Origin of the sequence: Rhodococcus sp. DMF-1, from assembly GCF_021441945.1 — a bacterium.
In the GTDB taxonomy this organism is placed as follows: Bacteria; Actinomycetota; Actinomycetes; order Mycobacteriales; family Mycobacteriaceae; genus Rhodococcus; species Rhodococcus ruber.
In genome coordinates this window covers 679,494-701,362 of the sequence record NZ_CP090442.1, presented here as the reverse complement: position 1 = coordinate 701,362, position 21,869 = coordinate 679,494, and the positions used below count along the sequence as shown (strand labels likewise).

Here is a 21,869-nt window from a genome sequence, read left to right as displayed (position 1 = left end):
CCGCCCCGTGGGACACGGGGCGTCCGAATCGGTCGACGCACTCTGGGGAAGATGGAACCCGGCAGGATATCCACTACCCCTCGGCTGTCCCGTCGGGGAAACCGCCCCATGCCGAGAGGGCGGTATCTCCCTCCTTCCGGCGGACGGCCGTCGGTTTTCAGACGTTCGACCCATCGACCGGGATGCGACCGTTGCTCGGTCGAGACGAGTACGGATCCGGTTGCTGGACGGCCATTTCGATGTCGCATGCACCGAGACCGACGTCGTATGTCGTCGCCGTGCCGTCCACCGGTCCGGGTTGCCACGGCCACCATGCGCGCAGGCGGCCGTTGGACCCGGCGAGTGGCACACGTAGTCGGGTGCTTCCGTCCTCCCACTCGGACAGAGTCTCCACGTCGCCGCGCGCCAGAGCCTCGAAATCCGGCACGATCTCGATATCGTCGACGACGATCAAAGCGGTGGAAGGTGTTCGGTCGGAGATCCGCAGTTCGACCGTAGCCGGCTCCGCGTCGCCCGTGCCGACGACATGGACGGCCCACCGTTCACTCCCTTTGACCGCCTCGAGTTGGTGCCCCGCGAACCCGCTGACATCTGTGACCCGGTATCCATCAGCCTCGAGGAATCGGCTCGCGGCTTCGAGTGCATGACCCTGTATCGCGGCGCGATACTGCGGGATCAAGTCCCGGACGACGGAGCGCTTCCGGAGTACCTTCGATGCACCCGAAGTCAGAGTCGCGAGCTCAGGCAACCGGGGAAGAACTCCCAGCAGTGGAGTCGGGAACCACGCTATCGCATAAGGACGTGGCTTCCTGATCTCGCGTTTCTTGTTCTTCATGAATGGGACAGCGAGCGGGCCTTGTGAATCGTCCGAGCTCTCCGACTCTTGGACGGCGAGGACGGTCTTGCTCGCGCGGCGTACGTCGGCAAGGGTCACCGGCTCGGGAAGTTCCCTTTGCCAGGACAACGGAACGAACAATCGGCTGCGACTGATGTCGAGTGATTCGGCCTCGGAGTCACCGGGCTCCGACCTCGGGGTGATGGACTCGGCGTCATCATTCGTCGCGGTGTAATACAGGGCAGGGTGGTCGACCACCACAGACCACCCCCAGATGCCGGACGGGGCGTCGTCGCCGCACCACCAGTGCAACACCACGTCGCCGGGCAGCATGCGCTGGGCAAGCGCTGCGGAGGCGCACACCTTCCCCTCCTCCTCGAAGTAGGGAACGTCGATGGTCTCACCGAGGGTGTCCCATTCGTGGTCGGTTGTCTCCATCCACACCACCGGACCCGAGGACAGCGGAGTAGAGGGCCGACCGGGTTCCAGCGGTCCAGGTGTCTGGGGTTCTCGTCGCACGGTATGGCCCTGCACGTCGGACCGCGCTCCGTCTGCAGTAATGACCGAGTGCCGGACGTACGGACCCCACGCGGAGTCGACGAGTTCGGCGCGGTACTCGCCGATCACGAGTTCGTCGTCCCCCGCCGGCTCTCGTGGAAGGGTGCGGGCGCGGACCCGCTCCCGGGGACGGGGTCGGCGACGGGCCGAGAGCAGACCACCGTCCCCGGCAACTGGGCCGCCGTCCTCGGACCAGAGGAACCCGCACTGGGCGCACGAGTATTCGGGCATCCCGGTGCCCACAGGGATCACGCAGCCCATGGCCGCCACACCGGGAGGCGGCGGTCCCGGTGGCATTCCCCAAAGACACAGATCTGTGCGCCGGGCTCGACAAGCCGGGCAGCGCGGGCGGCGGGAGTACATCAGATCCTCGACGGACGGACCGAACGGCTGATGCAAAGTACTGTGGCAGCTTTCGCACACCCATGCTGCCTGCGCAGCTCGACCGAGTGGCTCGGCTCTTGTAGAAGTCCAGGCATCGACGCCATCCCGACCGGGGTCGTACCAGTGGAGTTCGAAACCATCGGGTCCGCTCCCGCCACTGGTGTCGCCAGCCATTTCACCGCAGCACAGGCATTCGCCGGGGTGGCCGTAGGCGCTGTCGGATTGCTGTGGCGCCTGCGCGCAGCCGGTCGTGTCGGTGACCTGCCAGGGTGTCGGCTCGTGCCGCTCTCGATCGATAGCTTCGAGCAGGCGCTGGGCATATCCGTCGCCCAGGGTCACCGGAGGCGCGGGGAACGGTTCCCGCATCCGGAGTTCGAGGGCCCGGACCGAGATCCCATCTGTAAAGGGAAAGTCGTAGGTCTCCGTGCCGATGAAGTCGTCCTCCGATCCGGTCGTGAGGACCTCGACGTTGAGTATTGCGAGTTCCCGCGCGGATACCACGACCACGAGTGTGTCGTCAGCGGAATACTTGTCAGGCATGCCCCAGTGCAGATCCCTGATGTCCGCGTCGTCGTCGGGCCCATAGCAAGCCAGAGCCTGCCTCCATGGGGTCAACAGACACAGGTGCGTTCTGGGTCCTGGTTCGCTGTGCGGCATGCAGCACAGAGTTCCCGAAGTGCGTGAACCGAAACCTGCGTCCTCACTCCACGTGGGATGCGATCGTATGCAGCATCTTCCGCCCCATGACGAACGTGATCGGTTCCATCAGCGTCGGGCCGAACGCGAGCCGGCTCCCGAGCGACGGACCGTAGCGTCCCCGGCCGTGTTCGAGGAGGCGGGTGCCCCCGCCCGGGGCCGGACGCAGGTGGAACGACCACAGGAATGCGTCGCCGGTCTGCTCCGTCGCGCCGTGCAGGACGAGATCGCGGTTCGGCTCGAGCACCGCGACGGTGAGCGGTGGGGCCTTGGGGTGCTGGCGGATCGGGTCGCCGACGGCGAGGTGCTGCAGGTCGGGGCGGATCGCGGTGGCATTGGTGATGCGGCAGCCGATGAGGTTCTCGAGGCCCTCGTAGCTGTAGAAGCCGCCGCGGCCCTGACCGATCTGCACGATCCACGGCCACACCCGCTCCGGCGGCGCGTCGACCGTGACAGCGCGGGTGAAGCCCCAGTCCGGGGCGGGGACCAGGTCGTCGCCCGGATACTGCGCGGCCAGTTCCCCGGCGGTGGCGCCCCAGGTGGTGCGCCACCGCCGCAGGATCCGGGTGGTGAGCAGGTGGAACGCGATGAGCAGGGCACCGCCCACCGACTCGGACAGCGAGCGCAGCCGCCCCATCAGTCTCCCGGCTTCGCCGTCAGCAGCACCTTGAGCGCACCGGTCTCGGCGGCCCGGCCGAACACGTCGTAGGCCTCCTCGAACTCGTCGAGGGAGAACCGGTGGGTGATCATCGGCGAGGTGTCGAGCTTGCCGCTGCGGACCAGGCCGATCAGCGTCGGGGTCGAGTGCGTGTCGACGAGCCCGGTGGTGATGGTGAGGTCCTTGATCCAGATGCTCTCGAGGTGCAGCGTGGCCGGCGCACCGTGGACGCCGATGTTGGCGACGTGGCCGCCCGGTCGCACCAGCTCGACGGCCTGTTCGAACGTCGCGGGCACGCCGACGGCCTCCATGGTGACGTCCGCGCCGAGACCGTCGGTCAGGTCGCGGACGACGGCGGCGACGTCGTCGCGGCCGGGGTTGAGTACCAGGTCCGCGCCGAGTTCCCGGGCCGCCTCGAGCCGACTGTCGGCGAGGTCGACCGCGACGACGTGGCTCGGGCTCAGCAGCCGGGTGGCGAGAATCGCGGCGAGACCGATGGGGCCGGCACCGACGATCACGACGACGTCGGCGGGGCGCACGCATCCGTTGAGCACGCCGACCTCGTAGGAGGTGGGCAGGATGTCCGCGAGCATGAGCATCTGCTCGTCACTCACCCCCTCGGGCACGCGGTGGGTGGAGTTGTCCGCGAACGGAACTCGCACGAGTTCGGCCTGGGTGCCGTCGATGAGGTGGCCGAGGATCCAGCCACCGCCGCCGAGGCACTGGCCGTAGCGACCCTCGCGGCAGAAGCGGCAGCGGCCGCACGAGGTGATGCACGAGACGAGGACTCGGTCGCCGGGTGCGAGGTTCTGCACGCTCGGCCCGACCTCGACGACGGTGCCGACGGCCTCGTGCCCGAGGATGCGCCCGTCGGTGACCTCGGGGACGTCGCCGCCGAGGATGTGCAGGTCGGTGCCGCAGATGGTGACCGCGTCGACGCGGACGATCGCGTCGGTGGGGTCCGTGATTCGGGGGTCGGGGACGTCCTCCCAGGAGCGTTTGCCCGGACCGTGGAACACCAGTGCCTTCATTGGTTCGGCCCTTTCGCCGATCGGTGGGTGCCGGGTCCAGCGTCTCACCCGCAGCGCCGTCGGAAAATGGCCATTGGGCCTCGAATCGGGCGGGTGGAGGTCCCACCGGGGCGGATCAGTGGCCGGCGACGATCGCGAGCCGGTCGGTGCCCGGGTTCGCCTCGACCAGGGCCTCGGGGGTGCCGTACCCGTCGACCTCGACGACGGGCGCGCGGTCGACGGTGGCGCGCACGACGGCACCGTCGGACATGAAGACGATCAGACCCTGACCCGTGGTCTGCGGGAGGTTTTCCCACACGGTGCCGGTCAGGCCGAGGTCCCGGTTGATCGAGCTCATCAGCAGGGGCATCGAGAAGCGGTACATGCGGTCCCACGACCCCGGCGGCAGCCCGGCCCCCTCGGCGACGGAGGACAGGGAGCGGGGCTCACCGCTGAGCAACACCGTGTCGAACCCCGCTTCGAGGATCGGGTCGTCCTGCACCCGGACCGTCTCACCCGATCCGCCGCATCCGGCGAGCACGAGCACGGCAGCCGGCAGCACCGCCGTCACCAGGCCCTTCGCCATCGGCATCGTGTGCAGCACCCGGTCACCCCCAGTCGCTTCGGTCGAGAACGCGTGAAAGCTACAGCACCGGGCGCTCGCGGAGCAGGGGCGTCGGGCCACGTCGGAACCGTCGACGAGAAGGTCTGTGACCGCTGACAATCCGGCGGTTCTACTCCCGCGCGGTGAGCTCCGCGATGTCGCCGTGCAGCTCCGACCGGAGCGAGCCCATCAGCTCCGCGGTGATCCCGAACTGATCGCCGACGAAGTGGGTGTTGTCGGCCGAGAGCTCCCGCGCTCCCGAGCGGCCGATGAGGGAGTCGATCCGCTCGTCGAGGCTGGCGGTGCGGGCCTCGACCTCGGCGGTGCGCAACTGCATCTCGGCGACGGTGAGCAGCTCGCCGATGCGTGCCAGGGCCGCCACCCGGTCCAGGAGCTGATCCCACACCGGTTCGAGTGCGGCGATGCGCGCGTCGACGGCCGCACGAGCGGACGGGGCCGCGCGGCGGGCGTCGGTGAGTTCGGCGAGCAGGCCGCGCAGCGTGACGGTGTCGACGGCGATCTGGGTCAGCTCGTCGGCGAGATCGAGCTGGGACCGCTGCACCGCGAGGTGCTCGGACCGCCACGCGGTGGAGCCTTCGATGCGGTCGTAGAGGGTGCCGGCGAGGAACAGCAGGGTGTCGTACCGGTCGACGAAGTGGTCGTCGTCGTCGGGCACCTGCCGGCCGAGGGCGTCGGCGGCGCGACGTCCCGCGGCGGCCGCCGCGGTGCCGTCCGACCAGCGCGTCACGCGGTCGACGGCCACGCCGAGCACCGCACCGCGCACCTGATCGGCCATCTTCTCGGGGACGGGCGCGGGCGTGTGCTGCAGCGCCGCGAACAGGGCGTCGCGCTGGTGCGGGTCGAGGTGCACGCCGTCGCGTCGTTCCCGCCGCACGGCCCGCACGCCCTGCGCGTAGTGCCGGCCGGAGACGGTGAGCGTGTAGTGGGCGTTGCGCAGCCGCTTGGCCAGTTCCCCCGCCCGGTACTCGAACACCAGCCGGGCGGCGCCGGGGCGCAGGTCGGCGGCCCGCACCGTGAGACGGGCGTGCTCGTCCGTGAGGTGCCGCAACGCACCGAAACCGCCGAGGGTCGGCAGCCCGCGCCCGATCCGGCGGCGCCGGGCCAGGATGTCGCGGGTCTCGTCGTCGAGACGGCCGGCGGCCAGGCACAGGGCGGCGGCGTCCGACAGCGGGGCGTGCCGGCCGTCGAGCCGGTGCTGCTCGCACCAGCGGCGCACCTGCGCGGCCATCCGCTCGCGGCGCTGCTCGGCCGGTTCGAACCCGACCGGGAACTGTGGGGCGTCGGACATCGGGACCTCCTCGTGGCGTCCGGACCTCTCCACTGTTCCAGAAATCCCGGTGCCGCGGCGGGGGCGCCGGTCAGGCGAGGAATTCGGCGACGGCGTCGACGGCGGCGCGCTGGGCCCGGCCCTGCCCGGCCGGGGTGCCGCCGAAGGCGATGCCGCCGGTCCACTGGGCGTCGCCGGGGAACATGCCGAGACGGATGAGGTGGCCGGCGTTGTCGACGGACAGGTGCCGGTCGCGGCCGTCGCCGCGGCGGGCGAGCAGTGCGCCCGCCATGTCGGTGGACGGCCACAGCTGGTCGTCGGTGCCGGTGATGCACAGGATCGGGGCGTCGACCTTCTCGGCCCGCAGGTGGGCGGGGCCGGGTGCGTCGCGCAGTCCCGCGCGGTAGGCGTCGGCCAGGCGCAGCAGCGACGGCCGGTGCCGGGCGACGTCGCGGCCGGCCCGCCAGGCGTTGCGGATCATCTGCGGCATCAGCGCGGAGCTCGGCAGCGGCGCCCAGGGCTGGGCCTCGCCACCGAGGGTCCACGAGGGGGTGTCCGGGATCTCGCCGTCCGGGCCGAGCCCCTGCCACGCGACGGAGCTGGGACTGATCAGCACCAGTGCCCGCAGTGGCGTGCCGTCGGCGGCGGCGGCGGCGAGGAGCCCCTCGGCTCCCCGGGAGCTGCCCATGGCGGCGATGCTGCCGATCTCGGGGCGGCCGGCGAGGTGGCGCAGCGCGCCGGTGAAACGCTCGAGCGGCACGTCGGCGACCTCGGAGTTCTCGTCGAGCCACGAGTAGGCGAGGGCGACGTGGCCGTGCGAGGCGAGGACGGCGATGGTGGCGCGCTGGGAGTCGACGCCGCCCTCGGAGCCGCCGACGCACAGCACCGCCGGCCACCCGCGGGGCGGCGTCGGGCCGTCCGGGCGGGCGAGCAGCCCGGGGCGGCCGGCGATGTCGAGGTCCTCGACGGTCACCCCCGGTGCGGCGTCGGCGCGGATCACCGTGCGTCGCGCGGTGTGGGGGCCGTCGGTGACGGTGAGCGTGACCGGCCACCGGCCGGGCGGGGGGACGAACAGGTCGGGCACGCGGTCGGGTTCGTCGAACCGCATGTCCCACAACGGTTCGTCGACGACGTCGACACTGCCGTCGTAGGTGCGGCAGGACCGCCAGCGGGCGCCGAACATGTCGGTGCCCTCCGCGGTGACGGTGATCGTCGCGTCGGGCCGCGATCCGGCGACGGTGAGCCGGAACGGTTCGTCGTGCCGGGACTGCCGCGGTGCGACGAGGTGGACGCGGGCGGAGTCGAGGTCCGGCGGTGGTGCGGCCGGGGATTCGGGTTCGGGGTGCGGGTTCGCGGTGGCGGCGAGCGTGGAGTTCGTGTCGAACCATTTGGGGAACAGGGCCGAGGCCAGCCCGGCCGCGCCCAGGACGACGAACGGGACGACCCAGTAGCCGACGACGGACAGCGCGTCGGTCTCGTCGCGGACGGTGGCGTCTCCGTCGACGATCGGTGGGATCAGCGAGGACACGGTCATCACGGCGAAGGCGGCGGCCCACATCCACGTCATCGCGGTGGTGACGTACCGGAATCCGCCGGCGGCCGCGGTCGCGGGATCGACTGTCTCGACGGCGTATTCGCGTACGAAGGGCCGTCCGGCGAGGATGCCGCCGAGGACGACGAGCAGCAGTCCGAGGTTGCCGATCGGTTGCAGCCAGCGTTCGAGGACGGCGTCGTCGAGGGTGAGTGCGGCGACGAGCAGCAGCGCGAAGACCACGACGGTGCCGACGTCGAGGGAGCGCCACGGCTTTCCGCGCATGCGCTGCACGAGCGGGCCGGCGGCGGCGAGGACGAGGGCTGCAGCCACGGCGGTGACGAACCCGGTGTTGCCGACGAGGATCCAGTACAGGATCCACGGCGCGAATCCGACGACGAGGGACATTCGCGGATTGTCTCCCGCCGCCGGGACGCGTGGGAGCTCTTCCGCGATACGCCTCAGGTCTTCACGGGTACGTAGATCACCGTGCGGATCTCCTCCGCGGGAGTGCCCGGCGGGCTCCAGTACTCCTCCCACGCGGTGCTCAGGTCGAGATCGTGGCCCTCCCGGGCGGCCCAGGCGGCGAGGGCCTCGTAGGTGTGCTCGAGCGTGTCGTAGGGACCGAGGTGGGTCTCGGTCGCGACGTCACCGGCGGGCAGGTCGACCGGGACCACGTGGCCGTCGCCGTCGACGGGGTCGGCGACCTCGAAGCCGGCGGCGCCGTCGAAGCCGTCCTCGGTGAAGTTGCGGTAGTAGGCGAAGGCCGGGCCGGACGGCGGCGTGCCCGCGCCCGCCAGGTACCGCTCGACGGCGCCGTACGCCTCGCCGATGTGTTCACCGATGTGGGCCAAGTCGGTGTGGAATTCCACGGCGGCCAGGTGCCTGGCCGGGGCGTGCACGATCTCGGGCATTCATCCTCCCCTGTCGAAGCCTGGAGTCACGATAGGCGATGCGCCGGTGGGCCCGATGTGACATCGCGTCGATGTGATCGAACCGGTGTGACATTCGGCCGCACCCGCGGGCACCCCGGGCACCCGCGAGCACCCCGGGCGGCCGTGACAATCGTCACAGCGGTTTTCCGCCCGCTCGCGCCGCCGGAGCGCGGAGGCGAGAGACCCGGCATCCGCCGGCGCGTGTCCGTTTCGACCTTTTCGAGGGGTGGATGCCGGTCCGATACTGGACAATTGGCGTAGGCGGGGGTGTTCGCGGGCCCGGCGGCACCGTGCCCGAAAAATCAACGGGCCGAATGTTACTGCCCGGTGTTACCCGACGGTATTCGTGAGCGCGGCCGAATCGAACCGAGTCCGCGCCACATTCCGGGATCGGAAAACAGCTTCCGCCAACATCTTTCACCGGTATATCCGACGAGAGCCACCGAACCCGGACCCCGAGGCCCTAAAACGTGACAAACCCTCATGTTTCCTTCATGCTGTTAGCGGAAGGATCGTCCCCACCGGGGGGCACTCGGCCGTCGACGACGACGGTCCGCGGGACGAGGCCGACCGCCTGTCCGCCGACTCCCAGGCACCCGCCGGGACAGTCGGCGCACACGTCCGCACGCATACGCCGACACGAGGAGCCGACCGATACATGTTCTTGCTCGCGTTATCAACCCGTGACGTGGGCCTCGGCATCGGTTAACTTTCTTCACTCACTGGCGAGAAGCTTCGACGAGCGTCGCACGAGCGCGCACAAACCTGGAGAACGGTGGCAACGAGTATGTTCAAACGGATCGCGGTGGTCAACCGAGGTGAGGCGGCAGTACGTCTCATCAGAGCAGTCCGGGAGCTCAACTCCGAGCACGACTACGACATCAAGACGATCGCCCTGCACACCGAGGCCGAGCGGCGGGCGATGTTCGTCCGCCAGGCCGACGAGGACGTCACCCTGCGGCCGTCCACCACGGCCGCCACCCCCTACCTCGACCATGCCGAACTCGAGCGCGCCCTCCTCGAGGCCGAGGCCGACGCCGTGTGGGTCGGCTGGGGCTTCGTCGCCGAAGATCCCGCCTTCGCCGAGGTCTGCGCCCGCCTGAACATCACCTTCATCGGCCCGTCGGCCGAGGCCATGCGCCTGCTCGGCGACAAGGTCGAGGCCAAGCTGCTCGCCGAGAAGGTCGGCGTGCCGGTCGCCCCGTGGTCGGGTGGACCGGTCGAGACCCGCGCCGACGCCCGCCGGCACGCGCAGGCCATCGGCTACCCGCTGATCATCAAGGCCCGCTCCGGCGGCGGCGGCCGCGGCATCCGCAAGGTGTACTCCGAGGACGAGCTCGAGCTCGCCCTCGAGCGCACCCAGGGCGAGGCCGAGCGCTCGTTCGGCGACCCCGTGGTGTTCATCGAGCGTCTCGTCACCGACGCCCGCCACGTCGAGGTCCAGGTCATCGCCGACGCCCACGGCAACGTCTGGGCGCCGGGCGTGCGCGACTGCTCCATCCAGCGCAAGAACCAGAAGGTCATCGAGGAGTCGGCGTCGCCGCTGCTGACCAAGGAGCAGGCCGACCACCTGCGCTCGGTCTCCGCCGACCTCGTGCGCGCCGCCGGCTACTGCGGCGCCGGCACCGTCGAGTACCTCTACCAGCCCGACCTGAAGATCTTCACCTTCCTCGAGGTCAACACCCGCCTGCAGGTCGAACACCCCATCACCGAGGCCACCACCGGCATCGACCTGGTCAAGCTGCAGATCCTCGTGGCCTCCGGGGAGACGCTGCCCGGCGACTGCCCGCCCGAGTTCGGCCACGCCGTCGAGGCCCGGCTCAACGCCGAGGACGCCGACAACGGCTTCGCCCCCGCCCCCGGCTCCGTGCAGCTGCTCAAGTTCCCGCTCGGGTCCGGCCTGCGCGTCGACACCGGCATCGCCCAGGGCGACGTCATCCCGCCGGACTACGACTCGATGGTCGCCAAGATCATCGCGTGGGGCCGCGACCGCGACGAGGCCCTGGCCCGCCTGCGCACCGCGCTGCGCGAGACCACCGTCGTCCTCGAGGGCGGCACCACCACCAAGTCGTTCCTGCTCGACCTGCTCGACCGCGACGAGGTGATCTCCGCCTCGGCCGACACCGGCTGGCTCGACCGCACCGGCGCCGGCACCGCCACCGGGCCGTCCCGGGTGGCCGACATCGCGCTGATCGCCACCGCCGTCGACGTCTACGACGCCGAGGAGACCCACGAGCGCGCCGCGTTCCTCACCTCCGCCCGCGGTGGCCGCCCCCGCGCCCGGCACTCCGTCGGCCGCAAGGTCGAGCTGAGCTACCAGGGCCAGGCGTACGAGCTGCTCGTCGGACAGGTCGGCCCGCACCGCTACCGCGTCGACGCCGGCAATGGCGAACTCGAGGTGGACGTCGACCGGCTCGGACAGTTCGAGTCCCGGCTCGTCCTGGCCGGCCGCCGCCACCACGTCGTCTCGATCGCCGGCGCCACCGGCTACCTCGTCGAGGTCGACGGCATCAGCCACCAGATCAGCCAGGACGAGGCCGGCGTCGTGCGCACCCCCGCCCCCGCCGTCGTCGTCGCCGTGCCGGTCGCGCCCGGCGACGAGGTCGAGGCAGGCCAGACCCTGGTGGTGCTCGAGTCCATGAAGATGGAGACCGCGGTGCGCGCGCCGTTCGCCGGCCGCGTCCGCGAGGTCCTCGCCGTGGTCAACTCGCAGGTCGACGCGGGCACGCCGCTCCTGCGGGTGGACCAGATCGCCGAGGAGGCCGTCACCGAGACCGTCGAGCGCGTGCAGTTCCCCGCGCCCGCCGCTGTCGTCACCGGCGACGCCGCGGCCGACGCGCTGGCCCGGCTCGACGCCCTCGAAGCGCTCGTCACCGGCTACGACGTCTCCGGCAAGCGCACCGCGACGCTGCTCGCCGAGTACGACCGGCTGCGCGGCGAGACCACCGAGAACTGCGACCTGGTGCGCGCCGAGCTGGCCCTGCTCACCACGTTCGCCGACGTGTGCGAGCTCTCGCGCAACCGCCCGACGCAGGACGAGGAGACCGGCGACGAGCGGGTGCACAGCCCCCGCGAGCACTTCCACGGCTACCTGCAGTCCCTCGACGTCGAGGTCGGCGGCCTGCCCGAGAGCTTCCGGGCCCGGCTGGCGCAGGCGCTGCGGCACTACGACGTCACCGAGCTGGACCGCACCCCCGAGCTCGAGGAGGCCGTCTACCGGCTGTTCCTCGCGCAGCAGCGCATCGAGACGCAGGTGCCGGTGGTCTCGGCGCTGCTCGAGCGCTGGCTCGCGGAGACCGAGGGACCGGCCGGCATCTCGCAGGAACTCAACGAGGTCCTCGACCGGCTCATCGTCGCCACCCAGGTGCGGTTCCCGGTGATCGGCGACGCCGCCCGCAACCTGCGTTACCGCCTGTTCGAGGAGCCGGTGATCCGCAAGGTCCGCGAGCAGGTGTACGACGGGGTCCGCGGCAGCCTCGCCCACCTCGCCGACAACCCCGGCGCCGCCGACCACGCGCAGCGGGTCGAGTCCCTCGTGGCCACGCCCGAGCCGCTGATCGACCTGCTCGCGCAGCAGATCGCCCGGCCGGAGACCGTTCCGGGGCCGCTGCTCGAGGTCATCACCCGTCGCGCCTACAAGATCCGCACGCTCGAGCAGGTGCAGTCCGACGTGCGCGGCGGCCGGCAGTTCGTCACCGGCAACTTCGATCTGCGCGGCACCCGGCTGTACCTGATCTCCACCGAGGCCCGGCACGCCGAGCTCGGGGCGGCACTGGACATCGTCGACGAGTCGGCGGGCACCCTGCCCGGCACCGAGAACCTGGTGATCGACCTGTACCTCGCCTGGGACGACGCGCCCGCCGACGCCGACGCGCAGGCCGAGTCGCTCCGCGCGGTGCTGTCCGAGCGCGCGGTGACCGCCTCCGCCCGCCGCGTCACGGTGACGGTGTGCCACACCGACCGGGCCGAGGAGCACGTCTTCACGTTCCGGCCGTTCGAGACCGGGTACGCGGAGGAAGCCAACATCCGCGACATGCACCCGCTCACCGGTCAGCGTCTGGACCTGTGGCGGCTGAAGAACTTCGTCGGTACCCGCCTGCCGGCGAACCCGGACTCGTACCTGTATCACATTGCGGCGAACGAGAATCCGTCCGACGAGCGGCTCATCGCCCTCGCCGAGGTGCGGGACCTGACCCCGCAGCGCGACGAGACCGGCACGATCGTGGGGCTGCCCGCGTTCGAGCGGGCCCTGTCGAGCTGCCTCGACGCCATCCGCCGGTCGCAGGCCGGCCGCGGCAAGCGCCGCCTCGACGCGAACCGCGTGGTGCTGTTCGTGTGGCCCGAGGTGGACCTGAGCATCGACGACCTCAAGCGCGTCAGCCGTGGGGCGGCCCCGCTCACGGTCGGCGCCGGGCTCGAGGAGATCACCGTCATCGGCTGGTGGCGGGAGACCGCCGACGCCGAGGCCCGTGAGGTGGCCCTGCGGTTCTCGTACCGCTCCGGCGCCGGCGTGGTGGTGCGCGTGACCGATCCGCCGAAGGAGCCGCTGCAGCCGCTCGACGAGTACACCCAGAAGGTGCAGCGTTCGCGTGCCCGCGGCACCGTGTACCCGTACGAGCTGGTCCCGCTGCTCACCGGCAGGAGCGGCAGCTTCGTCGAGTACGACCTCGACGAGTCCGGTGCCGTGGTGCCGGTGCAGCGCCCGTACGGCCGGAACACGGCCGGGCTCGTCGTCGGGCTGGTCACCACCCCGACGTCGCGGTACCCGGAGGGCATGACCCGCGTGGCGCTGTTCGGTGATCCGACGAAGGCGCTCGGCACCGTCGCGGAGGCCGAGTGCGCGCGGGTCGTCGCCGCGATCGACCTGGCCGAGCAGCTCGGCGTCCCCGTCGAGTGGTTCGCGCTGTCCTCCGGCGCCACGATCTCCATGGAGTCCGGCACCGAGAACATGGACTGGGTCTCGCGGGCCCTGCGCCGCATCATCACCTTCACCCAGGGCGGCGGCGAGATCAACGTCGTGGTCACCGGCATCAACGTCGGCGCCCAGCCGTACTGGAACGCCGAGGCGACGATGCTCATGCACACCAAGGGCATCCTGGTGATGACCCCGGACAGCGCGATGGTGCTGACCGGCAAGCAGTCCCTCGACTACTCCGGTGGCGTCTCGGCCGAGGACAACTTCGGCATCGGCGGCTACGACCGCGTCATGGGCCCCAACGGTCAGGCGCAGTACTGGGCGCCGAACCTGTCGGCGGCGGTGGAGGTGCTCTTCGGGCACTACGAGCACGCCTACCTCGCCCCGGGCGAGCGGTTCCCCCGCAAGGCCGAGACCGTCGACCCGGTCGACCGCGACGTGCGGGTGTACCCGCACGTGCATCCGTCGAGCGACTTCACGACGGTGGGCGACATCTTCTCCGCGGAGACCAACCCGGACCGCAAGAAGCCCTTCGACATCCGCACGGTGATGCGCGCGGTGGTCGACCAGGACCATCCGGTGCTCGAGCGGTGGGCGGACATGGCCGACGCCGACACGTCGGTGGTGTTCGACGCGCACCTCGGTGGCAACGCGGTGACCGTGATCGGCATCGAGTCCCGCGCGATCTCCCGCAAGGGCTGGTTCCCCACCGACGGGCCGGACCAGTGGACGTCGGGCACGCTGTTCCCGAAGTCGTCGAAGAAGACCGCGCGGGCGATCAACGCGGCGAGCGGCAACCGGCCGGTGGTGGTGCTCGCGAACCTGTCCGGGTTCGACGGCTCCCCCGAGTCGCTGCGCAACCTGCAGCTCGAGAACGGCGCCGAGATCGGCCGGGCGATCGTCAATTTCGACGGCCCGATCGTCTTCGTCGTGGTCTCCCGCTACCACGGCGGTGCCTTCGTGGTGTTCTCCGGCGCGTTGAACGAGAACATGGAGGTGCTCGCGGTGGAGGGCTCGTTCGCCTCCGTGCTCGGCGGTGCCCCCGCCGCGGCGGTGGTGTTCACCCGCGACGTCAATGCGCGCACCGCGGCCGATCCGCGGATCACCGAGCTCGAGGCGCAGCTCGCTGCGGCCGAGGACGGCGAGAAGGCCCGCCTGCGGGTCGAGCTGGCGACGCAGCGCACCGCGGTGCGGTCGGAGAAGCTCGGTGAGGTGGCTGCGGAGTTCGAGGCCATCCACAACATCCAGCGCGCCCAGCAGGTCGGCTCCGTGCATTCGATCATCCCCGCGGCGGGCCTGCGGCCGGAGATCGTCGCCGCCGTCGAGCGGGGCATGGCGAAGGTGCTCGCGCAGTAAGCAGCACGACCCCCGAAAGGGCCTCGCACAGATTGCCGGTGCGGGGCCCTTTCTCGTGCCCCGAGGAGCCCGTCACGGCCTCTGCCGGCCGTCCCCGGTACCTCCCCCGCCCGGGGCGGCTGTCCGACGCCCTGGGGACATCCGGTCGAGTCGGTCCGCTCGTGCCCACCACCCCCGGATCGGGGGGGCCCAGGCCCGAAAATCGTTGGATGGTGAGCAAGCTCACAGGTTTGAGGAAGTGGGGGTATGGGTACCGGATTTCACCGCGCACGACCCCGGTCGATGCCGCTACATGCACCCTGTTGGCACTCGGTGCTACCGAGCGAGCACGGTCGCTGCCGGACCGCTCCGTGGGCGCTCCCTATCGAATGCTGTTGTCATACAGTCGATTCGAACTCGATCACATCGAGTCTCCGACAAACCGGCTGCATGTACGACGTAGTCCTGACCGCCGGGTAGCATCGCGCGCCATTTCGAACCACCCTCCGGCCGTTGCGTTTTGTGGCAAAGGTCCCGGAACGGACATGCAGTCGGCCGGTAGGTGAACAACGGCCGAGATTCGACCGTAACTCCTTGCCGAACAACAGTATTCAATGTCGTTAGCGTAAGTCATGGCCCTGCACAAGATATTTGCCGTCGGACATGACACACCGGGCGCAATGCTGCATCATTGGTGTCGACAGGGGAGAACGAGCGGAGCATCTACGTGAATTCGGTTGGCAGGGGCGAATATCGCGGAGCGTGCAGGGGCGCTCACATCAGCATCTCGCGGTAGCAGCCACGCCGGCCGGATTCCGGGCACCGACGCTCGGGACACCGGTATCACCGGTCCGACACATCTGTACTCGACGGCATCCGTCGAGCTCGCCGCATTCGAGGGAGAACCGACATGACCAGCACCATCGAACCGTCGTCCCGCACCACCGCCGCCGGCACCAAGCTGCGGGGCCGGGTCGCATTCGTGACCGGTGGAACGCGCGGCATCGGCGCGGCCATCAGCCGCAGCCTCGCCGCCCAGGGCGCCACGGTGGCTGCCGGGTACGGCCGCAACACCGCCCAGGCCGACCAGTTCCTCGCGGGCATCCAGGCTCACGGCCAGGACGGCGTCGAGTACAGCGTGCACAAGGGCGACGTCGCGAACGCCGACGACTGCCGTCGCACCATCGACGAGGTCATCCAGCGGCACGGCCGTCTGGACATCCTGATCAACAACGCCGGCATCACCATCGACCGCACGGTGCTGAAGATGGAGGACGACGACTGGAACAACGTCATCGCCACCAACCTCTCCGGCACGTTCTTCCTGGCCCAGGCGGCGCTGCGGCACATGCTCGAGCGCGGCACGGGACGCATCGTCAACATCTCCTCGGTCATCGGCGAGACCGGCAACATCGGCCAGGCCAACTACGCGGCGTCCAAGGCCGGCATGTTCGGCCTGACCAAGACCCTCGCCAAGGAGGCGGCGTTCGCGCTGGCCCGCTCCGGCAAGCTCACCCCGGACAGCATCGGCGTCACCGTCAACGCCGTCACCCCGGGCTTCGTCGCGACCGAGATGGTCGAGTCCATCCCGGAGAAGGTCCTCGACCGCATCAAGAGCACCATTCCGGTCAACCGCCTCGCCGATCCCGAGGAGATCGCCCGCGTCGTGCACTTCCTCGCCGCCGACGCCTCGTCCTACATCACCGGTCAGGTGTGGGGCGTCAACGGCGGACTGGACATGTGACCCGGCCGTCCCGGCTCCACGAACTCACCCACGACTGAACGGCCCGGCACATGCAGCCCTTCGAAACGAACCGCCACGGGCGAATCGTCTTCCCGTCCAATTTCTTTCCCGACATCGACTTCTCGACCGTCACCGACGTCGAGCAGCTCGACTCCGTGATCCGCCGCGACTTCGACACCAAGGCGCCGACGGCCTCGGAGATCCTCGCCCGCCACACGCGGGGCGACTACCGCAACAAGGTCGAACTCCTGCGTGATGTCGCACTGAATGCGTACTGGGCCAACCGTTTCGCGCTCACCATGTTCGACAAGCGGCCGACCCGATGGGCCGACGTGCCGCGCACCCGCGACGACCTGTACATGCCGGTCCTCACGCCCTGGCCCGATCAGGAGAGCAAGGTCGCCGAGGTCGAAGCCGCCTTCCGGCAGCTGCCCGCCGGCTGGGACGACGCCGCCGAGGACTGCATCTTCGAGACCGTCTTCGACGTCTTCGCCGCCCGCAAGCACGTCGCGGGCGCCCTGCCGACGGTCAAGCCGACCGTCGCGCAGCTCACCGCCGACCCGAAGAACATGACGCTGCGCCTCGGCAGCTACGACCCGAACTTCCGGGTCTACAGCTACGACGAGATCCTCGACTGCCACGAGGACGTCCCCGCGCTCGAGGCGCTGCGGCGCTGGTCGATGGTGCTGCACAACCAGCAGCCCTGGGACCGCAAGCAGGTCGAACTCGTCGAGGTGGGGCAGCTCCGCGACGACGACTACGTCGTGGTGTTCCACCCCCGCGACCGGCACGTGCAGCGGTTCATCTCGCGGGTCACCTCGGGCCGGACTGCGCCGGCGCCCCAGCGCGCCGCCGTCGAGCCCGTCCCGCCGGCCACGCCGTACCCGACGATCGACGTGCGCCGCGACTTCGCGGTGCAGCCGCGCATCGAGGCGCTCGCCGTCGCGCACGGTGACGTGGTGTGCACCAACGAGGACCTGATCCGCAACTCGGCGTACAACTGGTCGGCCATGACCGCCGACGAGGTGACCGCCAAGACCGGGATCGAGCAGCGCCGCTACACGTCGGGCTCGTTCTCCGAGCTCGCCCTGCAGGCGGCCCGCGCGGCCGTCGAGAAGGCACAGGTCGGCCCGGCCGACATCGGGGCGGTGCTGGTGTGCACCTGCACCAGCGACCGGCTCATCCCCTCGCTCGCGACGTACCTGTCCGGCGAACTGGGTATCGCCCAGACGCACGCGTCGTTCGACCTGGTCGCGGCGTGCGCGGGACTGCCGTACGGGCTGGCCGAGGCGACCCGGATCCTGCAGCATATCCGTCGTCCCGTCCTCGTGGTCTGCGTGGAGAAGTTCTCCGACAAGATCGGCAGTGTCCGTCCGTCCCGGATGATCTTCGGTGACGGTGCGGCCGCGCTCGTCGTCGGCGTCGCCCCCGAGGGTGCCGAACCCGACATCGAGTACCTGCAGACCTACGCGAGTGGACCCACCAGCGAGGTCAACTCGATCATCTGGCCCAACCCGGACTTCGACAACGCGATCACGGTGTACGGGCCGGAGGTCAAGAGCCTCGCGGGCCGCTACCTCACGCAGATGCTCGACGAGGTCCGCGCTCTGCCCGGCCTCGACGAGAGCGAGTCGCTGCTCGACGACATCGATCTGGTCGTCCCGCACCAGGCGAACAAGACGATGATCATCGACCTGGCGGCGAAGGCCGGACTCGCGGCGGACCGGCTGTACTTCAACATCGAGCAGGTCGGCAACGCGTCGTCGGCGAGCATCCCGCTCGCAATCCACGACGCGGTCCGCGACGGCGTCATCACCGAGCCCGTCCGGATCTTCGCACCCGGCTTCGGTGCCGGTGCCGTCGCCGGCTACTCGGTGATGCGGATCGACCCGGCGGTCGTGGCGATCGCACAGTAGCCGGCCCGGCTACCCGCGCGGGCCCCCAGTCGTCCGCTGCTGCAATCGCAGTGGCGGACGACTGGGGGCCGAGCGGCTGTGTTCTGCCGGCGCTCTGCTACGGCAACGTGCGGACCCAGTCGACGATCGCCCTCGCGACCTCGTGCGGAACCTCCGGGATCAGGGCATGTCCCGCACCGGGAACCAGCACGACGGTGACCCGGTCGGCGCCGAACTCGTCCGTGAGCTCCGCCCGCGTCGACGCCGGACGGAACACGTCGTCGCCGGCCTGCACGTCCAGCAGCGGCGACGGCGCGACCGGCCACCAGGATTCCTTGTCGGTGGCGGCCATCGCGCGGCGCTGCGCGACGATCGCCTCCGGCCACCAGCCGTCGAGCCAGACCGACGGGTCGTGCCCGTCCGCGAAGAACACCGCCCGCAGGTGCTCGAGCCGTTCGGAATCCGGCAGCGACAGGTCGGAGCACTTGGCGACGCGCTCGGTGAGCGAATCCGGAAATCGACGGGCACCCGCGGCGAGAATCGCGACCCCACGCACCAAATCGGGTCGATCCGCCGCGAGGACCCGCGCGACGTAGTGGCCGAAGGCGTGCCCGGCGAGGACGGCCGGGCCCGCACCCAGCCGCTCGATCACCTCGGCGACGTCGCGGGCGAGGTCGTGCAGGTCGAGGTCGTCGAGCGGACCGCGACTCGTGCCCACGCCGCGCGGCTGGGGCCGGATCGCACGGAACCCGGCCTCGGCAAGGTCCCGGGCGATCGGTGCGAACTCGTACGTGTCACGGCCGAGCGACGGCAGCAACACCACGGCCGGTCCGGTTCCGTCGACGAGCACTTCGAGGTCGACGTCGTCGAACGCGACCCTGCACACCTCGGTCATGGGATCCACCCCTTCCGGATGAGAATCTTCTCATCCCTCTCTCATTCGCGCGTCACGCCGCGGCCGCACCGTGGAGTCATGCGAACAGTGTGGACCGCCGCGATCGCCGTCGCCGCCGCCGTGGGCGTCGGTCTGCTCGCCTGGCTGACGTTGCGGCCGTCCCCGCCGTCGGAGCCGATGCCCCGCTCCCCCATCGTCGCGCCCGCCGTCGTCGCGCCGGCCCCCAGCCCCTCCGCGCCGGCCGAGCAGTCCCGCGGTTCTGCCCCCACCGTGCCCGGTGGGCTGGTCCCGCCCCCGCCCGCCGACGACCGGGACGACGACCATCGGGACGACGACCATCGGGACGACGATCAGGACGACCTCGACGACGACTGGGACGACGACCTCGACGATCGGGACGGGTAGGATCGCCACGTGAGTCCGGGCCGGTCGCTGCCGAGCATCCGGCGACCTCGATTCCGCAGCGCACGTACCCGCATCACCGGATGGGTCCTGCTGCTGGTGCTGTGCGCACTGGCCGTCGTCAGCGGCCTGACGTGGCTACTGATGATCCGCTCCATCGACCAGCGCATGCTCGACTCGCTGCGCACCGAGATCGCCGAGTTCACCGCGCTGACCGAATCGGGCGTGGACCCCGCCACCGGTGCGCCCTTCGCGAACGTCGCCGACGTACTCCGGGTGGTCATCACCTACAACCTCGCGCGCCCCAACGAGAAGTTCCTCGGCTACGTCGACGGGCAGTTCCGGTTCCAGAGCCGGGAGCAGGCACCGATCCGGCTCGCCGAGGACGCCGGATTCACCGCGGTCGCCGGATCGGTCACCGCGCCCCAGGAGGGCTCCTACGAGAGCGGTGCGGGCGAGGTCCTGTACCTCGCCGTGCCGGTCGGGCTCGACGGCGACCCCGCCCGCGGAGTCGTCGTCGCCGCGTACTTCGCCGACCAGGAACGCGAGAGCGCAGCGGACACCGCCCGGCTCATGGTGCTCGGCGGTGCCCTGACCGCCCTGGCCGCGGCCGGCGCCGCCTGGCTGCTCGCCGGGCGGATCCTCGCCCCGGTCCGCAACATCACGGCCACCGCCCAATCCATCACCGACACCGACCTGTCCGGCCGCATTCCGGAACCACCGGGTCCAGGGGACGAGATTTCCGCTCTGACAACGACTCTCAATGCGATGCTCGACCGGGTCGAAACCGGAGTCGCGGCACAGCGTCGCTTCCTCGACGACGCGGGTCACGAACTGCGCACGCCCATCACGATCGTGCGCGGACACCTCGAGGTCATGGATGCCCAGGACGCCGAGGACGTGCGCCAGACCGTCGCGCTGGTGGACGACGAGCTCGAACGCATGAACCGGATCGTGTCGGACCTGTTGCTGCTCGCGCGGGCGGAACAGCCGGCATTCGTCCGGCCGCACCGGGTCGACGTCGCGGAGTTGACGGCGGAGATCTTCGACAAGGCACGTCGTCTCGCCGACCGGGACTGGCGGCTCGAGACGTCGTCGCCGGTGTCCGTCGAACTGGACGCGCAACGCATCACGCAGGCCGTGCTCGCATTGGCGGACAACGCAAGTCATCACACCGAGCCGGGCGACCGCATCGGCCTCGGAACACAGTTCTCCGACCGCGAGCTCCGCTTCTGGGTGTCCGACACCGGCTCCGGAATCGACCCGGCAGATCAGGCCGTGATCTTCGATCGGTTCGCGCGGGGCGACTCGGGCAGCGTCCGCTCCGAGGGCGCCGGACTCGGCCTGTCCATCGTGCGTGCCATCGCCGTCGCGCACGGCGGCCGGGTCACCGTCGGCAGCGTGCCCGGCCAGGGCTCCACGTTCACCGTCACCGTTCCCGTCGAGCCCGTCGCCACCGGGCCGGACGCCGCAGGAGAGTACCCATGAGCAGGATCCTGATCGCCGAGGACGAGCAGCGCATCGCGTCCTTCATCGAGAAGGGCCTGCGCGCCAACGGATTCAGCACCGAGGTCGTCGCCGACGGGGTCACGGCGTACGGGCGGGCACGCAGCGGCGACCACGACCTGATGGTGCTCGACATCGGGCTGCCGCAGATGGACGGCTTCGCGGTGCTGGCCCTGCTGCGACGCGACGGCTCGACCCTCCCCGTGATCGTGCTGACCGCCCGCGACAGCGTGCAGGACGTGGTGGCGGGCCTCGAGGGCGGCGCCGACGACTACATGCCGAAGCCGTTCAAGTTCGAGGAACTCGTGGCCCGGATCCGATTGCGGCTCAACCCCGATCGCGGCGCAGAAACGACGGTGCTGCGCAACGGGGACCTGAGCCTGGACCTGCGGACCCGCCAGGTCGGGGTCGACGGGCGCACGGTCGACCTCTCGGCCCGCGAGTTCGCTCTCGCGGAGGCGTTCCTGCGGCACCCGGGACAGGTGCTGAGCCGGGAACAGCTGCTCTCGCAGGTGTGGGGGTACGACTTCGACCCCGGCTCCAACGTGGTCGACGTCTACGTGCGGTACCTGCGGGCCAAGATCGGCGCCGGACGTATCGAGACGGTGCGCGGGATGGGCTATCGACTGCTCGCGCACCCCTGACCTGCCGGCGGCGCGGGAGGCGTCGGCACGCGGC

Annotated in this window: 14 protein-coding genes; 6 read left to right on the top strand and 8 right to left on the bottom strand. The window is 70.4% G+C overall.

Annotated features, from left to right (window positions below; translation table 11 throughout):
- Positions 1–157: 157 nt before the first annotated feature.
- From LZP97_RS03370 to LZP97_RS03340, 7 genes are all read right to left on the bottom strand, one after another.
- A complete protein-coding gene (locus LZP97_RS03370) occupies positions 158–2,317 on the bottom strand; it encodes a hypothetical protein (protein WP_152693023.1) in 2,160 nt (719 codons plus the stop codon).
- 160 nt (positions 2,318–2,477) lie between these two features.
- Positions 2,478–3,110 (bottom strand): hypothetical protein, encoded by a 633-nt coding sequence (locus LZP97_RS03365; protein WP_048773067.1) that lies wholly within the window; start codon positions 3,108–3,110, stop codon positions 2,478–2,480.
- Positions 3,110–4,162 (bottom strand): zinc-dependent alcohol dehydrogenase family protein, encoded by a 1,053-nt coding sequence (locus tag LZP97_RS03360; RefSeq protein WP_017680486.1) that lies wholly within the window; start codon positions 4,160–4,162, stop codon positions 3,110–3,112. Before LZP97_RS03360 ends, LZP97_RS03365 begins: the two co-directional genes overlap by 1 nt.
- 115 nt (positions 4,163–4,277) lie before the next feature.
- Positions 4,278–4,745, bottom strand: a complete 468-nt coding sequence (locus tag LZP97_RS03355) for a hypothetical protein (RefSeq protein WP_040275676.1) — start codon at positions 4,743–4,745, stop codon at positions 4,278–4,280.
- Positions 4,746–4,875: 130 nt separating this feature from the next.
- Positions 4,876–6,054 (bottom strand): hypothetical protein, encoded by a 1,179-nt coding sequence (locus LZP97_RS03350; protein WP_040275671.1) that lies wholly within the window; start codon positions 6,052–6,054, stop codon positions 4,876–4,878.
- Positions 6,055–6,124: 70 nt separating this feature from the next.
- On the bottom strand, positions 6,125–7,972 hold the full coding sequence (locus LZP97_RS03345; protein WP_040275669.1) for an acyl-CoA thioester hydrolase/BAAT C-terminal domain-containing protein: 1,848 nt from the start codon (positions 7,970–7,972) through the stop codon (positions 6,125–6,127).
- Positions 7,973–8,025: 53 nt separating this feature from the next.
- The gene (locus LZP97_RS03340; RefSeq protein WP_010592333.1) at positions 8,026–8,478 is read right to left on the bottom strand and encodes a GyrI-like domain-containing protein; all 453 of its coding nucleotides are present in this window, start codon (positions 8,476–8,478) and stop codon (positions 8,026–8,028) included.
- 808 nt (positions 8,479–9,286) lie between these two features.
- Between LZP97_RS03340 and LZP97_RS03335 the strand changes: the two genes are divergently transcribed.
- The 3 genes from LZP97_RS03335 (at position 9,287) to LZP97_RS03325 (ending at position 18,409) form a co-directional block, all read left to right on the top strand.
- Complete coding sequence (locus LZP97_RS03335) at positions 9,287–14,770, top strand: ATP-binding protein (RefSeq protein ID WP_040275667.1); 5,484 nt, start codon at positions 9,287–9,289, stop codon at positions 14,768–14,770.
- 889 nt (positions 14,771–15,659) lie between these two features.
- Complete coding sequence (locus LZP97_RS03330; protein ID WP_010592336.1) at positions 15,660–16,493, top strand: 3-oxoacyl-ACP reductase family protein; 834 nt, start codon at positions 15,660–15,662, stop codon at positions 16,491–16,493.
- 50 nt (positions 16,494–16,543) lie between these two features.
- On the top strand, positions 16,544–18,409 hold the full coding sequence (locus tag LZP97_RS03325) for a 3-oxoacyl-ACP synthase III family protein (RefSeq protein WP_010592337.1): 1,866 nt from the start codon (positions 16,544–16,546) through the stop codon (positions 18,407–18,409).
- A 97-nt stretch (positions 18,410–18,506) separates the two neighbouring features.
- Here the strand turns inward: LZP97_RS03325 and LZP97_RS03320 are convergent, their stop codons facing one another.
- Positions 18,507–19,283: an alpha/beta fold hydrolase gene (locus LZP97_RS03320; protein WP_010592338.1), complete on the bottom strand. Its 777-nt coding sequence runs from the start codon at positions 19,281–19,283 to the stop codon at positions 18,507–18,509.
- 78 nt (positions 19,284–19,361) lie between these two features.
- Here LZP97_RS03320 and LZP97_RS03315 point away from each other — a divergent pair, with 78 nt between their 5' ends.
- Genes LZP97_RS03315 through LZP97_RS03305 form a run of 3 tightly spaced genes read left to right on the top strand, consistent with a single transcriptional unit; the run spans position 19,362 to position 21,835 of the window.
- Positions 19,362–19,688: a hypothetical protein gene (locus tag LZP97_RS03315; RefSeq protein WP_225223171.1), complete on the top strand. Its 327-nt coding sequence runs from the start codon at positions 19,362–19,364 to the stop codon at positions 19,686–19,688.
- Between the two features lie 9 nt (positions 19,689–19,697).
- Positions 19,698–21,173 (top strand): sensor histidine kinase, encoded by a 1,476-nt coding sequence (locus tag LZP97_RS03310; RefSeq protein WP_010592340.1) that lies wholly within the window; start codon positions 19,698–19,700, stop codon positions 21,171–21,173.
- Positions 21,170–21,835, top strand: coding sequence for a response regulator transcription factor (locus LZP97_RS03305; protein WP_017680492.1), 666 nt, complete (start codon positions 21,170–21,172; stop codon positions 21,833–21,835). The genes LZP97_RS03310 and LZP97_RS03305 overlap by 4 nt, the downstream gene beginning before the upstream one ends.
- The last annotated feature ends 34 nt before the right edge of the window (positions 21,836–21,869 follow it).